General features: G+C 66.8%; 18 protein-coding genes. 14 read left to right on the top strand and 4 right to left on the bottom strand.

The features are described from left to right. Positions 1-44: 44 nt before the first annotated feature. Positions 45-1,127, bottom strand: coding sequence for an alkene reductase (locus MJ601_RS14545; RefSeq protein ID WP_242127649.1), 1,083 nt, complete (start codon positions 1,125-1,127; stop codon positions 45-47). A gap of 70 nt (positions 1,128-1,197) precedes the next feature. On the opposite strand from MJ601_RS14545, the gene MJ601_RS14540 reads away from it, so the two are divergent. From MJ601_RS14540 to ssb, 5 genes are all read left to right on the top strand, one after another. Continuing rightward, positions 1,198-2,076 carry a DMT family transporter gene (locus tag MJ601_RS14540; RefSeq protein WP_242127647.1) on the top strand — a complete coding sequence of 293 codons (879 nt, stop codon included), beginning with the start codon at positions 1,198-1,200 and terminating at the stop codon, positions 2,074-2,076. Between the two features lie 10 nt (positions 2,077-2,086). Further along, positions 2,087-2,752 (top strand): COQ9 family protein, encoded by a 666-nt coding sequence (locus tag MJ601_RS14535; protein ID WP_242127645.1) that lies wholly within the window; start codon positions 2,087-2,089, stop codon positions 2,750-2,752. Positions 2,753-2,840: 88 nt separating this feature from the next. Further along, positions 2,841-3,098, top strand: coding sequence for a FeoA family protein (locus tag MJ601_RS14530; RefSeq protein ID WP_242127643.1), 258 nt, complete (start codon positions 2,841-2,843; stop codon positions 3,096-3,098). Beyond that, entirely contained in the window at positions 3,095-4,957 is a 1,863-nt protein-coding gene (gene feoB, locus MJ601_RS14525; protein ID WP_242127641.1) for a ferrous iron transporter B, read from the top strand. Before MJ601_RS14530 ends, feoB begins: the two co-directional genes overlap by 4 nt. Before the next feature lie 61 nt (positions 4,958-5,018). Then, positions 5,019-5,573, top strand: a complete 555-nt coding sequence (ssb, locus tag MJ601_RS14520; protein WP_242127639.1) for a single-stranded DNA-binding protein — start codon at positions 5,019-5,021, stop codon at positions 5,571-5,573. A 133-nt stretch (positions 5,574-5,706) separates the two neighbouring features. Here the strand turns inward: ssb and MJ601_RS14515 are convergent, their stop codons facing one another. From MJ601_RS14515 to MJ601_RS14505, 3 genes are all read right to left on the bottom strand, one after another. Further along, positions 5,707-6,606, bottom strand: a complete 900-nt coding sequence (locus MJ601_RS14515) for a UTP--glucose-1-phosphate uridylyltransferase (RefSeq protein WP_242127637.1) — start codon at positions 6,604-6,606, stop codon at positions 5,707-5,709. An 84-nt stretch (positions 6,607-6,690) separates the two neighbouring features. Next, positions 6,691-7,146 carry a hypothetical protein gene (locus MJ601_RS14510; RefSeq protein WP_242127711.1) on the bottom strand — a complete coding sequence of 152 codons (456 nt, stop codon included), beginning with the start codon at positions 7,144-7,146 and terminating at the stop codon, positions 6,691-6,693. 173 nt (positions 7,147-7,319) lie between these two features. Then, positions 7,320-7,493 carry a DUF1674 domain-containing protein gene (locus MJ601_RS14505; protein WP_242127635.1) on the bottom strand — a complete coding sequence of 58 codons (174 nt, stop codon included), beginning with the start codon at positions 7,491-7,493 and terminating at the stop codon, positions 7,320-7,322. 88 nt (positions 7,494-7,581) lie between these two features. On the opposite strand from MJ601_RS14505, the gene htpX reads away from it, so the two are divergent. From htpX to MJ601_RS14460, 9 genes are all read left to right on the top strand, one after another. Continuing rightward, positions 7,582-8,511, top strand: coding sequence for a zinc metalloprotease HtpX (gene htpX / locus MJ601_RS14500; protein ID WP_242127634.1), 930 nt, complete (start codon positions 7,582-7,584; stop codon positions 8,509-8,511). 3 nt (positions 8,512-8,514) lie between these two features. Further along, positions 8,515-8,829 carry a hypothetical protein gene (locus tag MJ601_RS14495; RefSeq protein WP_242127632.1) on the top strand — a complete coding sequence of 105 codons (315 nt, stop codon included), beginning with the start codon at positions 8,515-8,517 and terminating at the stop codon, positions 8,827-8,829. 31 nt (positions 8,830-8,860) lie between these two features. After that, entirely contained in the window at positions 8,861-10,156 is a 1,296-nt protein-coding gene (locus MJ601_RS14490; RefSeq protein ID WP_242127630.1) for an RsmB/NOP family class I SAM-dependent RNA methyltransferase, read from the top strand. Positions 10,157-10,202: 46 nt separating this feature from the next. Continuing rightward, entirely contained in the window at positions 10,203-10,688 is a 486-nt protein-coding gene (locus tag MJ601_RS14485; protein ID WP_242127628.1) for a diguanylate cyclase, read from the top strand. Positions 10,689-10,776: 88 nt separating this feature from the next. After that, positions 10,777-11,439 carry a ribulose-phosphate 3-epimerase gene (gene rpe / locus MJ601_RS14480; protein ID WP_242127626.1) on the top strand — a complete coding sequence of 221 codons (663 nt, stop codon included), beginning with the start codon at positions 10,777-10,779 and terminating at the stop codon, positions 11,437-11,439. Further along, the gene (locus tag MJ601_RS14475) at positions 11,436-13,205 is read left to right on the top strand and encodes a heparinase II/III family protein (protein ID WP_242127624.1); all 1,770 of its coding nucleotides are present in this window, start codon (positions 11,436-11,438) and stop codon (positions 13,203-13,205) included. The genes rpe and MJ601_RS14475 overlap by 4 nt, the downstream gene beginning before the upstream one ends. A gap of 257 nt (positions 13,206-13,462) precedes the next feature. After that, complete coding sequence (gene purH / locus MJ601_RS14470) at positions 13,463-15,064, top strand: bifunctional phosphoribosylaminoimidazolecarboxamide formyltransferase/IMP cyclohydrolase (RefSeq protein ID WP_242127622.1); 1,602 nt, start codon at positions 13,463-13,465, stop codon at positions 15,062-15,064. A gap of 180 nt (positions 15,065-15,244) precedes the next feature. Further along, positions 15,245-15,586, top strand: a complete 342-nt coding sequence (locus MJ601_RS14465; RefSeq protein ID WP_242127620.1) for a UrcA family protein — start codon at positions 15,245-15,247, stop codon at positions 15,584-15,586. A 141-nt stretch (positions 15,587-15,727) separates the two neighbouring features. After that, positions 15,728-17,254: an NAD(P)/FAD-dependent oxidoreductase gene (locus MJ601_RS14460; RefSeq protein WP_242127618.1), complete on the top strand. Its 1,527-nt coding sequence runs from the start codon at positions 15,728-15,730 to the stop codon at positions 17,252-17,254. The last annotated feature ends 1 nt before the right edge of the window (position 17,255 follow it).

Raw genomic sequence — 17,255 nt, 5'->3', positions numbered from 1 at the left:
TCGAACAAGGGAAAGGGCCGCCCGGACAGGCGGCCCTTTTTCGTTCAGGCCGCCCGTTCCAGCGCCGGATAGTCGATATAGCCCTCGGCGCCCTGGCTATAGAGCGTCGCCTGCCGCAATTCGTTGAGCGGCGCCCCGGAAGAGAGGCGTTCCGGCAAATCGGGATTGGAGATGAACGGCCGGCCGAAGCTGATCGCCTGCGCCAGTCCGCTGTCCAGATCCGCCTGCGCGCGCGCTGCGTCATAATCGCTGTTCAGCACCAGCGGCCCGGTGAAATGCTGGCGGACCAGCGGCGACTGGCGCGGCACGTCGCTGGCGCCGCGCGAGCCGTCCGGCCGCAATTCGCGCAGTTCCAGGAAGGCGATGCCGATCGGCTCCAGCGCCTGCGCCACCGCCAGCGCCAGGCTGGGCGGATCGCTGTCGTTGGTGCCCTGCGTCTCCCCGTTCAGCGACAGGCGCACCGCCGTGCGGTCCGCGCCGATGGCGTCGGCAACCGCCTGCGTGATCTCCCGCAGCAGGCGCACGCGATTTTCCGGCGAACCGCCATAGGCATCGGTGCGCTTGTTGACGCCGTCGCGCAGGAATTCGTCGATCAGATAGCCGTTGGCGCCATGGATCTGCACCCCGTCGAACCCGGCCTCGATCGCGTTGCGCGCGGCGGTGACGAAGGTCTGGACCAGCGCCGGAATCTCCTCGATCCCCAGCGCGCGCGGCTCCTCATAGGGCTTGTTGCCCTGATAGGTGTGCACATGGCCGGGCGCCGCGATCGGGCTGGAGGAGACCGGCTGCTCGCCGATCACGCTCGAATGCACCATCCGCCCCATATGCCAGAGCTGCGCGAAGATCCGGCCGCCCGCTTCATGCACCGCCGCCGTGACCGGCTTCCACGCCTCGACCTGCTCGGCCGACCACAGCCCGGGCGCATAGGGGCATCCCATGCCCTGCTGCGACACGCCCACGCCCTCGCTGATGATCAGGCCCGCCGACGAACGCTGGCGATAATAATCCGCCATGATCGGCGTCGGCACATGATCGCGGGTCGCCCGCGCGCGGGTCAGGGGCGCCATCAGCACGCGGTTGGGCGCGCGGACCGCGCCAAGCTGCACAGGATCGAACAGGCTCGACATAGAGTTTTTCCCTCCTCATGGTTGCAAATTGCAACGGGACTTGGTGACGGAAGCCAGCTAGTGAACCGCCATGGCCAGTTCAACCCATAGCGCGAACCCCAGCCCAAGATTTGCTTTCCCGGCCCTGATCCTGGCTAATATCATCCTGCCGCTGGGTCCGGTACTGATCCGGCTGGCCGATGTCGGGCCCGTCGCCGCGGCCTTCTGGCGGCTGACGCTGGCGCTGCCCTTTCTCCTGCTGCTGGCATGGCCGGGCCTGAAGGCCGCGAAACCGGGCGCGCGCGACTGCGGCGCCATGCTGCTGGCGGGGCTGTTCTTCGCCGCCGATCTGGCCGCCTGGCACCTGGGCATTCCGCTCACCAAGGTGACCAACGCCACCATCTTCGGCAATATGAGCGCGCTGATGCTGCCGCTCTGGGGTTTCCTGGTCCTGCGCCAGAGCCCGCGCCCGATGCAAGCGCTGGCGCTCGCCCTGGCGGCTGCCGGGGCGGCGATCATCATGGGCGGCAGCTATGAACTTGCGCCCCGCTATCTGCGCGGCGACCTGCTCTGCCTGCTCGCAGGCGCGCTCTATACCGCCTATCTGCTGGTGGTGCAGGACGCGCGGCGACGGCTCGACGGCTGGTCGGTGCTGGCCGGCTCCAGCCTGACCGGCGTGCTGCCGCTGCTGCTGCTCGCCCTCTGGCTGGGCGAGCGGGTGCTGCCCGGCGACTGGACCCCGCTGATCGCGCTGGCGCTGTCCAGCCAGATCGTCGGTCAGGGCCTGCTGACCTATGCCATCCCCTGGTTCCCGCCGCTGGTGCTGGGTCTGAGCCTGCTGCTGCAACCGGCGGTGTCCGCGCTGCTGGGCTGGGCGCTGTTCCATGAACTGCTGCCCCCCACCGACCTGATCGGCGCCGGGGCGGTTGCCGCCGCGCTGGTGCTTGTGCGTCTGCCGGGCCGGGCGTAGAACCGCTGCCATGACCCCGACGCATGAAGACATGACGCTGGACGAAGTGCGCGCCGCGCTCGCCCCGATCCTGCCCCGCCACGCCGCCTTCGACGGCTGGCGCGCGGAGGCCGTGACCATGGCCGCCGGACAATGCGGCATCGACGCCGACATCGCCCGGCTCGCCTTTCCGGGCGGCGCCATGGACATGATCGACGCCTGGTTCGCCAGTATCGACCAGCGGATGCTGGCCGCGCTGCCGCCGGAAAAGCTCGCCGCCCTCTCGATTCGCAAGCGCATCACTGCGCTGGTGGAGGCCCGCCTGACCCTGCTGGCGCGCGACCGCGAAGCGCTGCGCCGGGCCCAGGCGATCCTTGCCATGCCGCGCAATGCGACCCGCGCCGCCAGGTTCGGCTGGCGCGCGGGGGACAGCATGTGGCGCGCGGCGGGCGACGAGTCGACCGACCTTGCCCATTACACCAAGCGCATGACGCTCGCGGGTGTCTATGCGGCGACGCTGCTGGTGTTCGTCGATGACGAGAGCGAGGATTGGGCCGACAGCCGCGCCTTCCTGGCCCGGCGGATCGAGGGCGTGATGCGCTTCGAGCGCGCCAAGGCGCAGTGGAGGGGCATAGGCGGCGGCGACCGCCTCAGCCTGGCCCGCTTCATCGGCCGCCTGCGCTATCCCGCAATATAATCTGCCGGGGCGCGGCGCGGATTCCCGCTGGCCTTTTGCAATCGGTATTGATAGTCACTCGCAGAAAGTTACTGACGAGTGCCCTTCCTTGCGCCTGACCGACCTGCCGCTGCGCCAACCCGCCTATGTGGACCTGATCGACTGGAATGCGCTGTCCGCCTCCGATGGACAGCGGCTGCGCGAATTCGGCCTGTGCGAAGGCGCCAGCGTGGAGGCGCTGCACCATGGCGGCCTGCTGGGGCGCGGCCCCATCGCCTGCAAGGTCGGCCGCATGACGATCGCCATGCGCCGCAACCATGCCGCCGCCATCACGGTACGCACCGGCCCGCAGGACGAGGCGGCATGACCGGCCTGCCGCTGATCGCACTGGTCGGCAATCCCAATGCCGGCAAGAGCGCCCTGTTCAACGCGCTCACCGGCGCCCGGCAGAAGCTGGGCAATTATCCCGGCGTCACGGTGGAGCGCAAGGCAGGCCGCCTGTCGCTGTCCGACGGCCGCCCGATCGAGCTGGTCGACCTGCCGGGCACCTACAGCCTCAGCCCCACCAGCCCCGACGAGCAGGTGACGCGCGACGTCATATTGGGCAGGCAGCAGGGCGAACGCCTGCCCGACGCGCTGGTGGTGGTGGTCGACGCCTCCAATCTGGACAATCACCTGCGCTTCGCGCTGGAGCTGATCGGCCTGGGCCTGCCGACCGTGGTCGCGCTCAACATGGTCGATCTGGCGACCCGCGACGGGCTGGAGCTGGACGCGGCCGTCCTGTCGCGCGAACTGGGCGTGCCGGTGATCTCCACCGTGGCGGTGCGCAAGCGCGGCCTCGACCATCTGCGCGCCGAACTGGAATCCCTGCTCGACGGCAGCGGGGGCATGGTGCGCGCTTCCGCCGAACAGCGCGATTTCGACGGCCTGCGGCGGGAGGCGCGCCGCATCGCCCGCGCCGCCATCGTGCGCGAAACCCCGTCCCGCCGCCTGACCGCGGCGGTCGACCGGGTGGCGCTGCATCCCGTGGCCGGGCTGATCCTGCTGCTGGCGCTGCTGTTCGTGATGTTCCAGGCGGTCTACGCCTGGTCCGAAGCGCCGATCGCCATGATCGAGGGGGTTTTCGAAGCCGCCAGCAATGCGGTGGCGGCGGAGCTGCCCGACGGGCTGCTGCGGTCCTTCCTGGTCGACGGCGTGCTGAACGGCGTCGGCTCGGTGGTGGTGTTCCTGCCGCAGATCCTCATTCTCTTCTTCTTCATCCTGATGCTGGAGGCGACCGGCTACATGGTCCGCGCCGCCTTCCTGATGGACGGGCTGATGGCCCGGGTAGGCCTGTCGGGACGGGCCTTCATCCCGCTGCTCTCCTCCTTCGCCTGCGCCGTGCCGGGGATCATGGCGACCCGCACCATCGCCGATCCCAAGGACCGGCTCACCACCATCCTGATCGCCCCGCTGATGACCTGTTCGGCGCGGCTCCCCGTCTATGCGGTGATCATCGGCGCCTTTATCCCCGCCCGCACGGTCGCACTGGGCATCGGCCTGCAGGGGCTGGTCCTCTTCTGCCTCTATATATCCGGCATCGCCGGCGCGATGCTGGCGGCGCTCGTCCTGCGCCGCACCGTCACCAAGGGAGCAAGCGGCGGGTTCCTCATGGAAATGCCCAAATATCAATGGCCACGGCCGCAGGATATCCTGCTGGGCCTGTGGCAGCGCGCGGTGATATTCCTGAAGCGCGCGGGCACGATCATCTTCACCTCGACCGTGATCCTCTGGCTGCTGCTCAGTTTCCCCAAGGCGCCGGACAATGGCGGCATCAGCCAGGTCAACTATTCCGTGGCGGGCCGCATCGCCAACGGCCTCAACCTGGTGCTGGAACCGATCGGCTTCAACCGCGACATCTCGCTGGCCCTGATTCCCGCCATGGCGGCGCGCGAGGTCGCCGTCTCGGCACTCGCCACCGTCTATTCGCTCGACTCGAAGGAGGATGAGGCAAAGCTGGAACGCAGCCTGGGCGAGCGGCTGAAGGATCATTGGCCGCTGCCGACCGCGCTCGCCTTCCTCGCCTGGTTCGTCTTCGCGCCGCAATGCATCTCCACCATCGCCGTCACCCGGCGCGAGACCAATGGCTGGAAATGGCCGCTGTTCATGATCGGCTATCTGTTCGTGCTGGCCTATGCCGCCGCCGGCCTTACCTACTGGACCGCGACCGCATTGGGTTTAGGGTAGCTTTCACCTAGACGGTGAAAGCGGCAGGACTATAAGGGCCAGCTAAAGTATCGGAGGAAACATGGCGGGTTCGGTCAACAAGGTCATTCTGGTGGGCAATCTGGGCGCGGACCCGGAAGTCCGCAGCTTCCAGAATGGCGGCAAGGTGTGCAACATCCGCATCGCGACGTCCGAAAGCTGGAAGGACCGCATGTCGGGCGAGCGCAAGGAACGCACCGAATGGCACAGCGTCGCGATCTTCTCCGAAGGTCTGGCGGGCGTCGCCGAACGCTATCTGCGCAAGGGCAGCAAGGTCTATATCGAGGGCAAGCTCCAGACCCGCAAATGGCAGGACCAGTCGGGCAATGACCGCTACACCACCGAAGTCGTGCTGCAGGGGCCGAGCGCGGTCCTGACCATGCTGGACGGCGCGCCGGGCGGCGGCGGTCAGGGCGGTGGCCGCTCGCAGGGCGGCGGCGACTGGAGCGGCGGGTCCAGCGGCTTTGGCGGCGGCGATTATGACGATTTCGGCGGCGGCGGCTTCGGCGGCGGTTCCGGCCGCTCCTCCGGCGGCGGCCGCGGCAGCGCGGGCGGCCCCAATTTCGATAACGACCTGGACGACGAAGTGCCTTTCTGAAGGACACCCGCCGATGGAATAAGGCAAACGCCCCGGCCGAAAGACCGGGGCGTTTGCTTTTACGGCCATAGGGAATTGTTGGACGTCCTTCCCCCTCCCGTTCAGGGCAAGGGAATATCCGGGATTGGCCCCATCAAGCCGCGGCCGCGATCCCGCTGACGCCGAGTTCGGCCAGCGCGAACTTGCGGATATGCTCGCCCAGATCCTCGCGATCCAGCGCCAGTGCCAGATTGGCCTCGATATAACCCGCCTTCGACCCGCAGTCGAAACGGCGCCCGTCGAAGGTCACGCCATGAAAAGGCTGGCTGCCGATCATCGAGGCCATGGCGTCGGTAAGCTGGATCTCGCCGCCCGCGCCCTTTTCCTGCGTCTCCAATATCTTCATGACCTCCGGCTGCAGGATATAGCGCCCCGGCAGGATCAGGTTCGACGGCGCCGTGCCCGGAGCGGGCTTTTCCACCAGCCCCTTCACCTCGGTCAGCGCGCCGTCGCGCTGGCCCGGATCGATCACGCCATAGCTGGGCGTCTCGGCCATCGGCACTTCCAGCGCGCAGACCAGATTGCCGCCGACCTTCCCATAGGCCTCGACCATCTGCTTGAGGCAGCCATGCCCCGGCCTGCCCTTCATGAACTCGTCCGGCAGCAGGATGGCGAAGGGCTCGTCGCCCACGATGTCGCGGGCGCACCAGATGGCATGGCCCAGCCCCAGCGGCTCCTGCTGGCGCAGGAACACCGCATTGCCGGGCGACAGCCGCGTGCCCTCCAGCGCCGACAGGTCCTTTCCCCGCTCGCGCTGGGTCGCCTCCGCCTCGAAGGCCATGTCGAAATAATCCTCGATCGCGCCCTTGCCGCGGCCGGTGACGAAGATCATCTGCTCGATCCCGGCTTCCCGGGCTTCATCCACCGCATATTGGATCAGCGGACGATCGACCACCGGCAGCAGTTCCTTGGGCACCGACTTGGTCGCCGGAAGAAAGCGCGTGCCAAGTCCCGCGACAGGGAAAACGGCCTTGCGAATGGGTTTGTAGGACATGAGGCTCCTGTTTCTCGCTGGGCGTGCGGAAGGACTTTGCCCTCCGCCGCATAAAGATCAAGCATGGAAGATTGCTTAACCCGATCAGACGGCCAGCAGGCGCTGCGCCACCGTTTCGAGGGAAGCTATCTCCGCTTCCAATTGCTCAAGCGAGACATGCGTCTGGTTGTTCCGCGCATCGCGGCATATGAAGCCGCCGGGCGCGGGCTGCTGAAAGCCGCCGATGATAAGCGACCGGAACCGGTCGATCCTCTGCATGTCGCGCTCGATATCCGATATTTCCGTCAATACGCTCGCGTTGCGACGGTCGCGCATCGACACGATGGTCCTCAGTTCCGTCATCAGTTTCGTCATGCCCGGACGGGTCCGGGCACCCACGGTCCGCACATCCCCCATGGCTTCCCGCATGATCGCGATCTTTGCCTCCAGGCTCTGTTCCAGCATCGTCCAGCCACAGACCAGACGACCCACTGCACACAGAAGCGCCGCATCCTCTGGCGCGTAATCCGAAACCGACCTTACACTGACCTCAGCAACCACGTTCACTCAACTCGTGCCCCGAACTATTTTATTTCTCTCCGCTCCGTCCAAGACCTGCCCGCTTTGGGGCGGCAAAGGCTAGGGGGCGGGGCCACGCCTCTCGCGCCTGCGGCACAGGCCATCGCCAACTGTGCCGAAACAACGACGAACCGATGCGCGCCTGCCGCGCCGCATCAGAAATCGATAGCGATTCCCTTGCGTTCCCAGTCGCCATAGCGAACCGGGCTGAGTTCCTCATCATGGCGGGAGGGCCGGTCGATCGGGTCGGGCTGCGGCACCGGCGGGCTTTTCGAGAGATGGGCGGGCGGCTTCACGTGCGCGGGGCGCTTGCCGTTGAAGGTTCCCATGGATCGATCCTTTCGATTGCGGGCGCGCCTGGCTCACCCCATATTCAATGCAGACCCCTATTCTGGGCAGCAAAGGAGCGATCTGCAAGTGAGCGGGATGAAGACGGTGATGCTGTTGTCGGCGCTGACGGCGCTGTTCATGGCATTGGGCTATACGCTGGGCGGCAGCGGCGGCGCGGTGATCGCGCTGCTGGTGGCGGCGGGCATGAACCTTTTCACCTTCTGGAACGCCGACAGGATCGTCCTCTCCATGCACAATGCGCGGGAGGTGGATGCCGGCAGCGCCCCCGAATTCCACAGCCTCGTCGCGGAACTGGCCCGGCGCGCGAAGCTGCCCATGCCGCGCGTCTATCTGATCGACGAGCCGCATCCCAACGCCTTCGCCACCGGCCGCGATCCGGAGCACGCCGCCGTCGCCGCCACCACCGGGCTTCTCTCCATGTTGAGCCGGGAGGAGATCGCCGGCGTCATGGCGCATGAACTGGGCCATATCCGCAACCGCGACACGCTGATCATGACGATGGTGGCGACGATTGCGGGCGCGATCTCGATGCTCGCCAATTTCGGCCTGTTCTTCCGCGGCGGTCATCATGAGAATGGCAACGGCAATATCGCGGCGACGCTGCTCGCGGTGATCGTCGCCCCCTTCGCCGCGATGATCGTGCAGATGGCGATCAGCCGCACGCGCGAATATGGCGCCGACGCCGCGGGCGCGGAAATCAGCGGCAATCCCCGCGCGCTCGCCTCCGCCCTCGCCAAGATTTCCGGCCGCGTCGAAATGATCCCCAACCCGGTGGCGCAGCGCAATCCCGCCGCCGCCCAGCTCTATATCGTGCCCGTGCATGTGAGCGAGCTCTTCTCCACCCACCCCGCCACCGAAAAGCGCATCGCCGCGCTCGAGGATATCGCGCAGGACATGGGGCCGCCACCGGTCATGGGCGCCCCCCGAACGTCTGCCCTCTCGCCGGTGACGGCACCGCCACGCCGCCGCAGCGCTCTCGATCCGAACCGGCGTTAAGCCATGGTGGTGGAAGTGGGCGAGGTCGTGGTCCATGTGGCCGGTGCGGTGCTGCGGCAGGCTGGCGGCTTGGTCGCGGATCTGGCCCTGGACTATATCTTCTCCCGGCACACACCGCGCCTGTTCCACGGCATCGGCCGCCGCACGATCGCGATCGCGACGCTGGGACGCAAGCGCATCCCGTCCTCGCTGCGGGTCGTGCCCCGGGGCATGAAACCGCGTCCGCGGCGCAATGACTGGCTGGCACTGTGGGTCGGCGTCGGCACCAGCATCATCCTGCTGGCTGCTTTGGGCTATACGGTCGCCTGCTTCGTTTGAAGATGGCGGCAAAAGCGCGTAGGGGCCGCTGATGCCCCGCCGCCCCACTCCCCGTCCCGAAGACGTCCCCGGACTCCCCGCCCGCCGCGCCGCGCTGCGCCTGCTCGACGCGGTACTGCGCAGGGGCGACCCGCTCGAAATCGCGCTGCACGGCGCCGCCCAGGGCCTGCCCCCCGCCGACCGCGCCCTCGTCCACGCCATCGCGGCGGAGACGCTGCGCCACCTGCCCGATCTCGACGCGCTGATCGACAGCGCCACCCGCCAGCCGCTGCCCGACGATGCCAAGGCGCGCATGGTCCTGCGCATCGCCCTCATCCAGGTGCTGGCCCTGGGCACCGCTCCCCATGCCGCCATCGCCACGGCGCTCCCGCTGGTCGACGGCGGCCCGCGCAAGCTGGTCCATGGCGTCTTCGGCACGCTGACCCGCGCCGCGCCTTCACTCCCCTCGCCCCCCACCCTGCCCGCAGATGTCGCGCAACGCTGGGCCGGGCAATGGGGCGACGCCATGCCCCCGGCCGCCGCGCTCGCCTATGCGGTCCGCCCCCCGGTCGACCTCAGCCTGCGCGACCCTGGCGAGACGGCGCTCTGGACCGAGAAGCTCGATGGCCGGAGCCTCGCCCCCGGCCATGTCCGCCTGCCCGAAGGCGTCTCCGTCCCCGACCTTCCCGGCTTTGCCGAAGGCGCCTGGTGGGTGCAGGATCTCGCCGCATCCATCCCCGCCCGCCTCCTCGGCCGGGGTGAGGGCCGCCATGTCCTCGACCTTTGCGCGGCCCCCGGCGGCAAGACCATGCAGCTCGCCGCCAGCGGCTGGCGCGTCACGGCGATCGACCAGTCGAAGAAGCGCCTCGAACGCCTCGGCGATAATCTTGCCCGCACCGGCCTTGCGGCGGAGATCGTCCAGGCCGACCTGCGCCAATGGACTCCGCCTGCCCCGGCCGACGCGATCCTGCTCGACGCCCCCTGCACCGCCACCGGCATCTACCGCCGCCATCCCGACGTGCTGCACCGCATCGGCCCGCGCCAGATCGCGGAACTGGCCGAGCTTCAGGCCGAACTGCTGACCCGCGCGGCGCAATGGCTGAAACCGGGCGGGACTCTGATCTACGCCACCTGCTCTCTCGAAGCGGCGGAGGGAGAGGAACAGATCGCGCAATTGCTGGGACGGCACCCGGATTTCACGCCCCAACCGGCGAAGGCCGCCGAACTGCCCGGCGGCATCATGCCCACGGCGCAAGGCTGGGTCCGCACCTTGCCGGACACGCTCGCCGGGCAAGGCGGCACCGACGGCTTTTTCGTTGCGCGGCTGGTTCGATCCATTAAAGCTTAACTCTCGATCCATTATGGTGCGATCAGCCCCTTGAGAAAGACCGCGCTTGCGTCCGACCGAGCCTCTTCCGCTGAACCATAGCTGGCCGCTCTACGCGCTGCGGGAGCATCTGGCGCCGGTGATGCTGGACGACCGGCTGGCGAATGACGAGGACGCACTGGCGGAACGGGGCCTTGGCCTGTGGCATTGCGATCTCGCGGACGACAGCCTCAACTGGACCGGCGGCGTCTATGACATATTCGGGCTGGAACGCGGCAGCATCGTCCCCCGCGCGCGCGCCGTGGCGCTCTACACGCCCGAAAGCCGTGCCGCGATGGAGCAGCTCCGCGCCTATGCCATCCGTCACCGGCGCGGCTTCACCCTGGACGTGGACATTCGCCCGGCGGACGGCGGCGAATGTACCATGCGCCTGATCGCCGCCCCCATCATCCAGCGAAATCACGTGGTTGCACTGCACGGCGTCAAGCAGTTCCTGCCCAGGGGCGCCGGGCCGTCGCGGGGGCTGGACCCCACCCTGTTCGTCCTTTCCTGACGCCGGCTTTCCCCCCGCGCAAAAGGCCTGTGGATAACGCGAATCATGCGTTGCCCTGACCTTAACGCGCCGCTAAGGCCAAGGTCAAATGACCAGTCCGATCCTTATCTCGCCCTCCATTCTCTCCGCCGATTTCGCCCGCCTGGGCGAAGAGGTCCGCGCCATCGACGAAGCCGGCGCGGACTGGATTCACATCGACGTGATGGACGGCCATTTCGTGCCCAACATCACCATCGGCCCCGGCGTGGTGAAGGCGCTGCGCCCGCACACGAAAAAGCCCTTCGACGTCCATCTGATGATCTCGCCGGTGGACCTCTATCTCAACGCCTTTGCCGAGGCGGGGGCCGATATCATCACCGTCCATCCGGAGGCCGGACCCCATATCCACCGCTCGATCCAGCACATCAAGTCGCTGGGCGTGCAGGCGGGCGTGGTGCTGAACCCCGGAACCCCCGCCAAGATGCTCGATTATCTGATCGACGATGTCGACCTGGTCCTGGTGATGAGCGTCAATCCCGGCTTCGGCGGACAGAGCTTCATTGCCAGCCAGTTGCGCAAGATCGAGGCGATCCGCAGGATGATCGAAAAGTCGGGCCGCGACATCCGGCTTCAGGTCGATGGCGGCATCGATTTCACCACCGCGCCGCAGGCGATCGAGGCGGGCGCAGACGTGCTGGTGGCGGGCACCGCCACCTTCCGCGGCGGCGCGTCCGCCTATGCGGACAATATCCGGACCCTGCGCGGCGGGTGAGCGAGCGGCGCCGCCTTTCCCCCCAGTCCGTCCCGGACGAGGCCGAGAGCGAGCGGCCCGACGAAGGGATCGAACAGGGCAAGCGGCTCATCCGCATCGCGGATGACAAGGGGCTTTCGCTGGCCCAGCGCATCGCCAACCGCTTCTATCTGCTCAGCTGGAAGACGCCGATCCACGGCCGCCGCCTCAAGGGCAAATATCCGCTGAAACTGCTGGCCGTGCCGGATGACGAAATCCCCGGCAGCGCCCATGCCGGACAGGCGGTCCGCGCGGGCTATTTCCTGTTCCGGGGCCTCAAGCAGCCGCTCAAGACGCTGGATTTCGAACAGCTCGACGTCCTGCCTCCCTTCGCCGACTATCTGCACGGCTTCCACTGGCTGCGCGACCTTGCCACCGTCGCGACGCGCGAACAGGCGGCGCCGATCGCTGAAGCCATCATGCGAAAATGGCTGGATGCCCATGCCGACACGCCCAGCGAACCGGCCTGGCGCGCCGACAATGCGGGCTGGCGCCTGCTCTTCTGGTCCGCCCATGCGCCGCTGATCCTCTCGTCCAGCGACCTCGTCTACCGTTCGCTGGTGCTGAACTGCATCGCCCGCACCGCCCGCCACCTGGATCGCGGCGCGGACAAGGCCCCCATCGGCCTGCCCCGGCTGGTCGCCTGGGGCGCCATCGTCGCGGCCTCCATGCTGCTGCCCGGCGGCGCGGCGCGCAAGCTGTTCGGCGAGGCGGGCCTGAAGCGCGCGATCGACAGCGGCCTGCACGGCGACGGCGGCATCATCTCGCGATCGCCGATCGACCAGCTCGACGCGATCATGCTGCTCACCATGGTGCTGGCGGTCTATGACGTGCGGCGGGAACAGGCGCCGCCATTCCTGAAGGACGCGCTGGGCAAGGCGGTTCCCGCGCTGCTGGGCCTCACCCATGGCGATGGCGGCCTTGGCAACTGGCAGGGGGCGGGCGCGATCGATCCCGCCGCCATCGAAGCGGTGATCCGCGCCAGCCGCGTGCGCGCCCGCCCGCTGCGGCAGGCGAACCATTGGGGCTATCAACGGCTCGCCGCCGCCGGAACGATCGTGCAGGTGGATGCCGCCCCGCCCCCGGTCGCGCAGCTTGCCGACGCGGGCTGCGCGTCGACCGGCGCGATCGAGATCAGCGACGGGCCGCAGCGGCTGATCGTCAATTGCGGCGGCGCAGCGCTGGAGGGCGCCTTCATGCCGCGCGATCTGGCGCAGGGCCTGCGCACCACCGCCGCGCACAGCACGCTGGTTCTGAACGACAGCAATTCGACCGCCCTGCTGCCCGACGGCACGCTGGGCAAGGGCGTGACGGAGGTCGAGCTCAACCGGCAGGAAACGGACAATGGCAGCCGCCTGGACCTCAGCCATGACGGCTATGTCCGCCGCATGGGCTATGTCCACCGCCGCCTGCTGCTGATGAGCGGCGACGGCAAGGAAATCAGGGGCGAGGATATGCTGACCCCCGCCGCCCGCCGGAAAAGGCCGGTGAAGCTGCCCGTCCAGCTCCGCTTCCACCTTGCCCCCGGCGTCGAGCCGACACCCACGGCGGACGGCATGGGTGCGCTGCTGCGTATCGACCATGGCGCCACCTGGCAATTCCGCGCCAATGCCGGAAAGCTTGCCATAGAGGAAAGCCTCTGGACCGACGCCCAGGGCCGCCCCCATGGCACCCGCCAGCTCGTCGTCACGACCGAGGCCCTGCCCGGCGGCTCCACCATCGGCTGGCTGTTCAAGAAGGTCGGATAGGCCGCAGGGCGACCCCCGCCTCCAGAAGGGGGGAAAGGCAAAATAATTCCCTGTCCTACAGGCCGGCGCCCGGTCTATAGACCGGCCTTCCCCGCCGCCAAAAAGGCCCAGGAGGAAAGCGCCCGAAAACAACGTCTTCGCACACCCTCATCGTGTCACCTATGTCACCCCAATCCTACAAGCTTGCCGCAACGGCCAAGCGGGACTAGAGGGCTGCGGCAAGCCAGGAAAGCGGCCCCCGAACAGCAGGAAGCATCATGACCCCCCACCCGTCTGACGTCACCATCAAACGCGCCCTCCTTTCCGTGTCGGACAAGTCCGGCCTGATCGAACTGGGGCAGGCGCTCGCGCGTCATGGCGTCGAACTGGTGTCGACCGGCGGCACCGCCAGGGCATTGCGCGAGGCGGGCCTGGAGGTGAAGGATATTTCCGACCTCACCGGCTTCCCGGAAATGATGGACGGCCGCGTCAAGACGCTGCACCCCAAGGTGCATGGAGGCCTGCTCGCGGTGCGGAACAATCCCGACCATGTCGCCTCGATGCAGAGCCATGAAATCGGCGCGATCGACCTGGTCGTCGTCAACCTCTACCCCTTCGCCGCCACGGTTGCCAAGGGCGCGGAGCGCGAGGAGATCATCGAGAATATCGATATTGGCGGCCCCTCCATGGTCCGTTCCGCCGCGAAGAATCATGAAAGCGTCGCCATTGTCACCGACCCGGCCGACTATGCCCGCCTGATCGCGGAAATGGCGGAAAAGGGCGGCGCGACCAGCTATGATTTCCGCCGGATGCTGGCTGCCAAGGCCTATGCCGCCACCGCGGCCTACGACTCGATGATCGCCAGCTGGTTCGCCTTCGCCGATCAGGGCGTCGCCTTTCCCGAAACGCTCAACCTGTCGGGCAAGCTCGGTTCGACCCTGCGCTACGGCGAAAATCCGCACCAGTCGGCCGCGCTCTACCTGCCCGTCGGCCCGTCCGCCAACGGCATCGCGCAGGCGCAGCAGATCCAGGGCAAGGAACTCAGCTACAATAATTATAACGACGCCGACGCCGCGCTGGAACTGGTCAGCGAATTTCGCGACGGCCCGCCGACCGTGGTGATCGTCAAGCACGCCAATCCCTGCGGCGTCGCCACCGGCGATACGCTGATCGAGGCCTATGAGGCCGCGCTCGCCTGCGACAGCGTCTCGGCATTTGGCGGCATCATTGCCGTCAACCGCCCGCTCGACGGCCCGACCGCCGAAGCGATCAGCGGCATCTTCACCGAAGTCGTCGCCGCCCCCGGCGCCGATGAGGAAGCCAGGGCGATCTTCGCGAAGAAGAAGAATCTGCGCCTGCTGCTGACCGGCGAACTGCCCGATCCGGCCCGCCCCGGCCTCCAGATCAAGAGCATTGCAGGCGGCATGCTGGTGCAAAGCCGCGACAATGGCCGCATCAGCCGCGATCAGCTCAAGGTCGTGACCCAACGCGCGCCCAGCGAACAGGAACTGACCGACTGCCTCTTCGCCTGGACCGTCGCCAAGCATGTGAAGTCCAACGCCATCGTCTATGCCAAGGACAATAGTACCGCGGGCATCGGCGCGGGTCAGATGAACCGCCTGGAATCCGCGCGCATTGCAGCATGGAAGGCCAGGGACGCCGCCGAAAAGGCCGGTTGGAGCGAGACCCGCACCATCGGTTCGGCGGTCGCCTCCGACGCTTTCTTCCCCTTTGCCGACGGTCTGCTGGCGGCGGTAGAGGCGGGCGCGACGGCGGTGATCCAGCCGGGCGGCTCGATCCGCGACGAGGAAGTGATCGCCGCCGCCGACGAAGCGGGCCTCGCCATGGTCTTCACCGGCATGCGCCACTTCCGCCACTGATTGGAATGATGCGGATGCGAAAGGCCGATTGACCCTTTCGCATCCGCAAAAATAACGGTTTTCAGCCACTTTCTGCCAAGTGGCCCCTTTTCATCGGCCGCTATGAGGCCTATTTTCCGGGCTGACCCCACTCCCATGTCAGGCGTTGGGCAGACCATGAAGTTCGACAGGAGAAACAGGATGACCAGAAAGATGCTGGTGGCACTGGCCGCCACCATAAGCTTCGCAACGCCCGCCGCCACCGCCTTCGCGGGCGTGACCGACATGGACGTGGTGGTCGACGGCCATACCGGCGCGGAAACCCGCAGCATCGCGGTGTCGGTGGCCGATCTCAACCTCGCCAGCAACCATGGTGCCCGCATGGCCGATTCGCGTATCACCCGCGCCGCCAAGCAGGTCTGCGGCTGGATGAACGGATCGATCCTGCCCGCCACCCCCGAATATCGCGCCTGCTTCGGCGAAGCTCTGGGCGACGCACGCAACGATCTCAACACGCTGATCCAGGCACAGCGTCAGGGCTGATCCGTCCTTCGGAGCGAAACGGGCCGGCGGGTGACATATCCCCCGGCCCGCCCTTATCTTGCATTGTTACCGGCTATTAACTACTCCTTAGAAGATTTCCTTCACCTCGTTGGGCGAAGGATTTCATCGGGGGGGCCTTAGATGCCGCTTGACGACCACAATGTGGATGTCGCCATTATCGGCGCTGGCCCGGCCGGGCTGACTGCCGCTTATCTGTTGACGAAAAAGGGTTATTCGGTCCGGGTCATCGAAAAGGACCCCGTCTATGTCGGCGGGATCAGCCGGACAGTCGAACTGAACGGCTTTCGCTTCGATATCGGCGGTCATCGCTTCTTTTCCAAATCGAAGGAAGTGGTGGACCTCTGGAACGAGATTCTGCCTGACGATTTCATCCAGCGCCCGCGGATGAGCCGCATCTATTATGAAGGCAAATTCTACAGCTACCCGCTGCGCGCCTTCGAGGCGCTCGGCAATCTCGGCATCTGGCGCTCGACGCTCTGCATGGCAAGCTTTGCCAAGGCGAAGCTGTTTCCCAATCGCAACGTCCGCTCCTTCCAGGACTGGACGGTCAACGCCTTCGGCCACAAGCTGTTCTCGATCTTCTTCAAGACCTACACGGAAAAGGTGTGGGGCATGCCCTGCGACGAGATGTCCGCCGATTGGGCGGCGCAGCGCATCAAGGGCCTGTCGCTCTGGGGCGCGGTGGTCGATGGGCTCAAGCGATCGCTGGGCCTCAATAAGCGCCCGAATGACGGCATGGCGACCAAGACGCTGCTGGAAAGCTTCCGCTATCCGCGCCTTGGCCCCGGCATGATGTGGGAAGCGGCGCGCGACTTCGTGGTCGCTGGCGGCAACCAGGTGCTGATGGCGCATAGCCTCGACCAGCTTTCGCAGGATCAGGGCACGGGTCGCTGGCGCATGATCGCCCAGGGCCCGGACGGCGAGGTCACGATCGACGCCGCTCACGTCATCAGTTCCGCACCGATGCGCGAACTGGCCGGTCGCATCCATCCCCTGCCCGCGACGCTGGGCCATGCGATGGAACTGAAATATCGCGACTTCTTGACCGTGGCGCTGATGGTGAAGGGCGAGGATATCTTCCCGGACAACTGGATCTACATCCATGATTCGAAGGTGAAGGTCGGCCGCATCCAGAATTTCCGCAGCTGGTCGCCTGAAATGGTACCCGATCCGGACCTTGCCTGTGTCGGCCTGGAATATTTCTGTTTCGAGGGCGATGGCCTCTGGTCTTCGGACGACGCCGATCTGATCGAACTCGCCAAGAAGGAAATGGCGATCCTCGGCCTGTGCCGGCCTGAAGACGTCGTCGGCGGCGCGGTCGTGCGGCAGGAAAAGGCCTATCCGGTCTATGATGACAGCTATGCCGACAATGTCCTGGCCATGCGAACCGAGTTGCAGCAGCTTTATCCCACGCTGCATCTGGTCGGCCGCAACGGCATGCACCGCTATAACAATCAGGACCATGCGATGATGACGGCGATGCTGACCGTCCGCAATATCGAGGCGGGCGCGCAGCTTTACGATATCTGGGCGGTCAATGAAGACGCCGAATATCATGAGGCGGGCGAGGAGGGCCAGGACACCTCCGGGCAGCAGGCCGCGCTGGCGAGCGAACGGCTGGTGCCCAACCGGCTGAAAGCAGCCTGAT

Source organism: Sphingobium trunci (assembly GCF_022664535.1).
Classification (GTDB): domain Bacteria; phylum Pseudomonadota; class Alphaproteobacteria; order Sphingomonadales; family Sphingomonadaceae; genus Sphingobium.
This window is presented reverse-complemented; position numbering and strand designations above follow the sequence as displayed.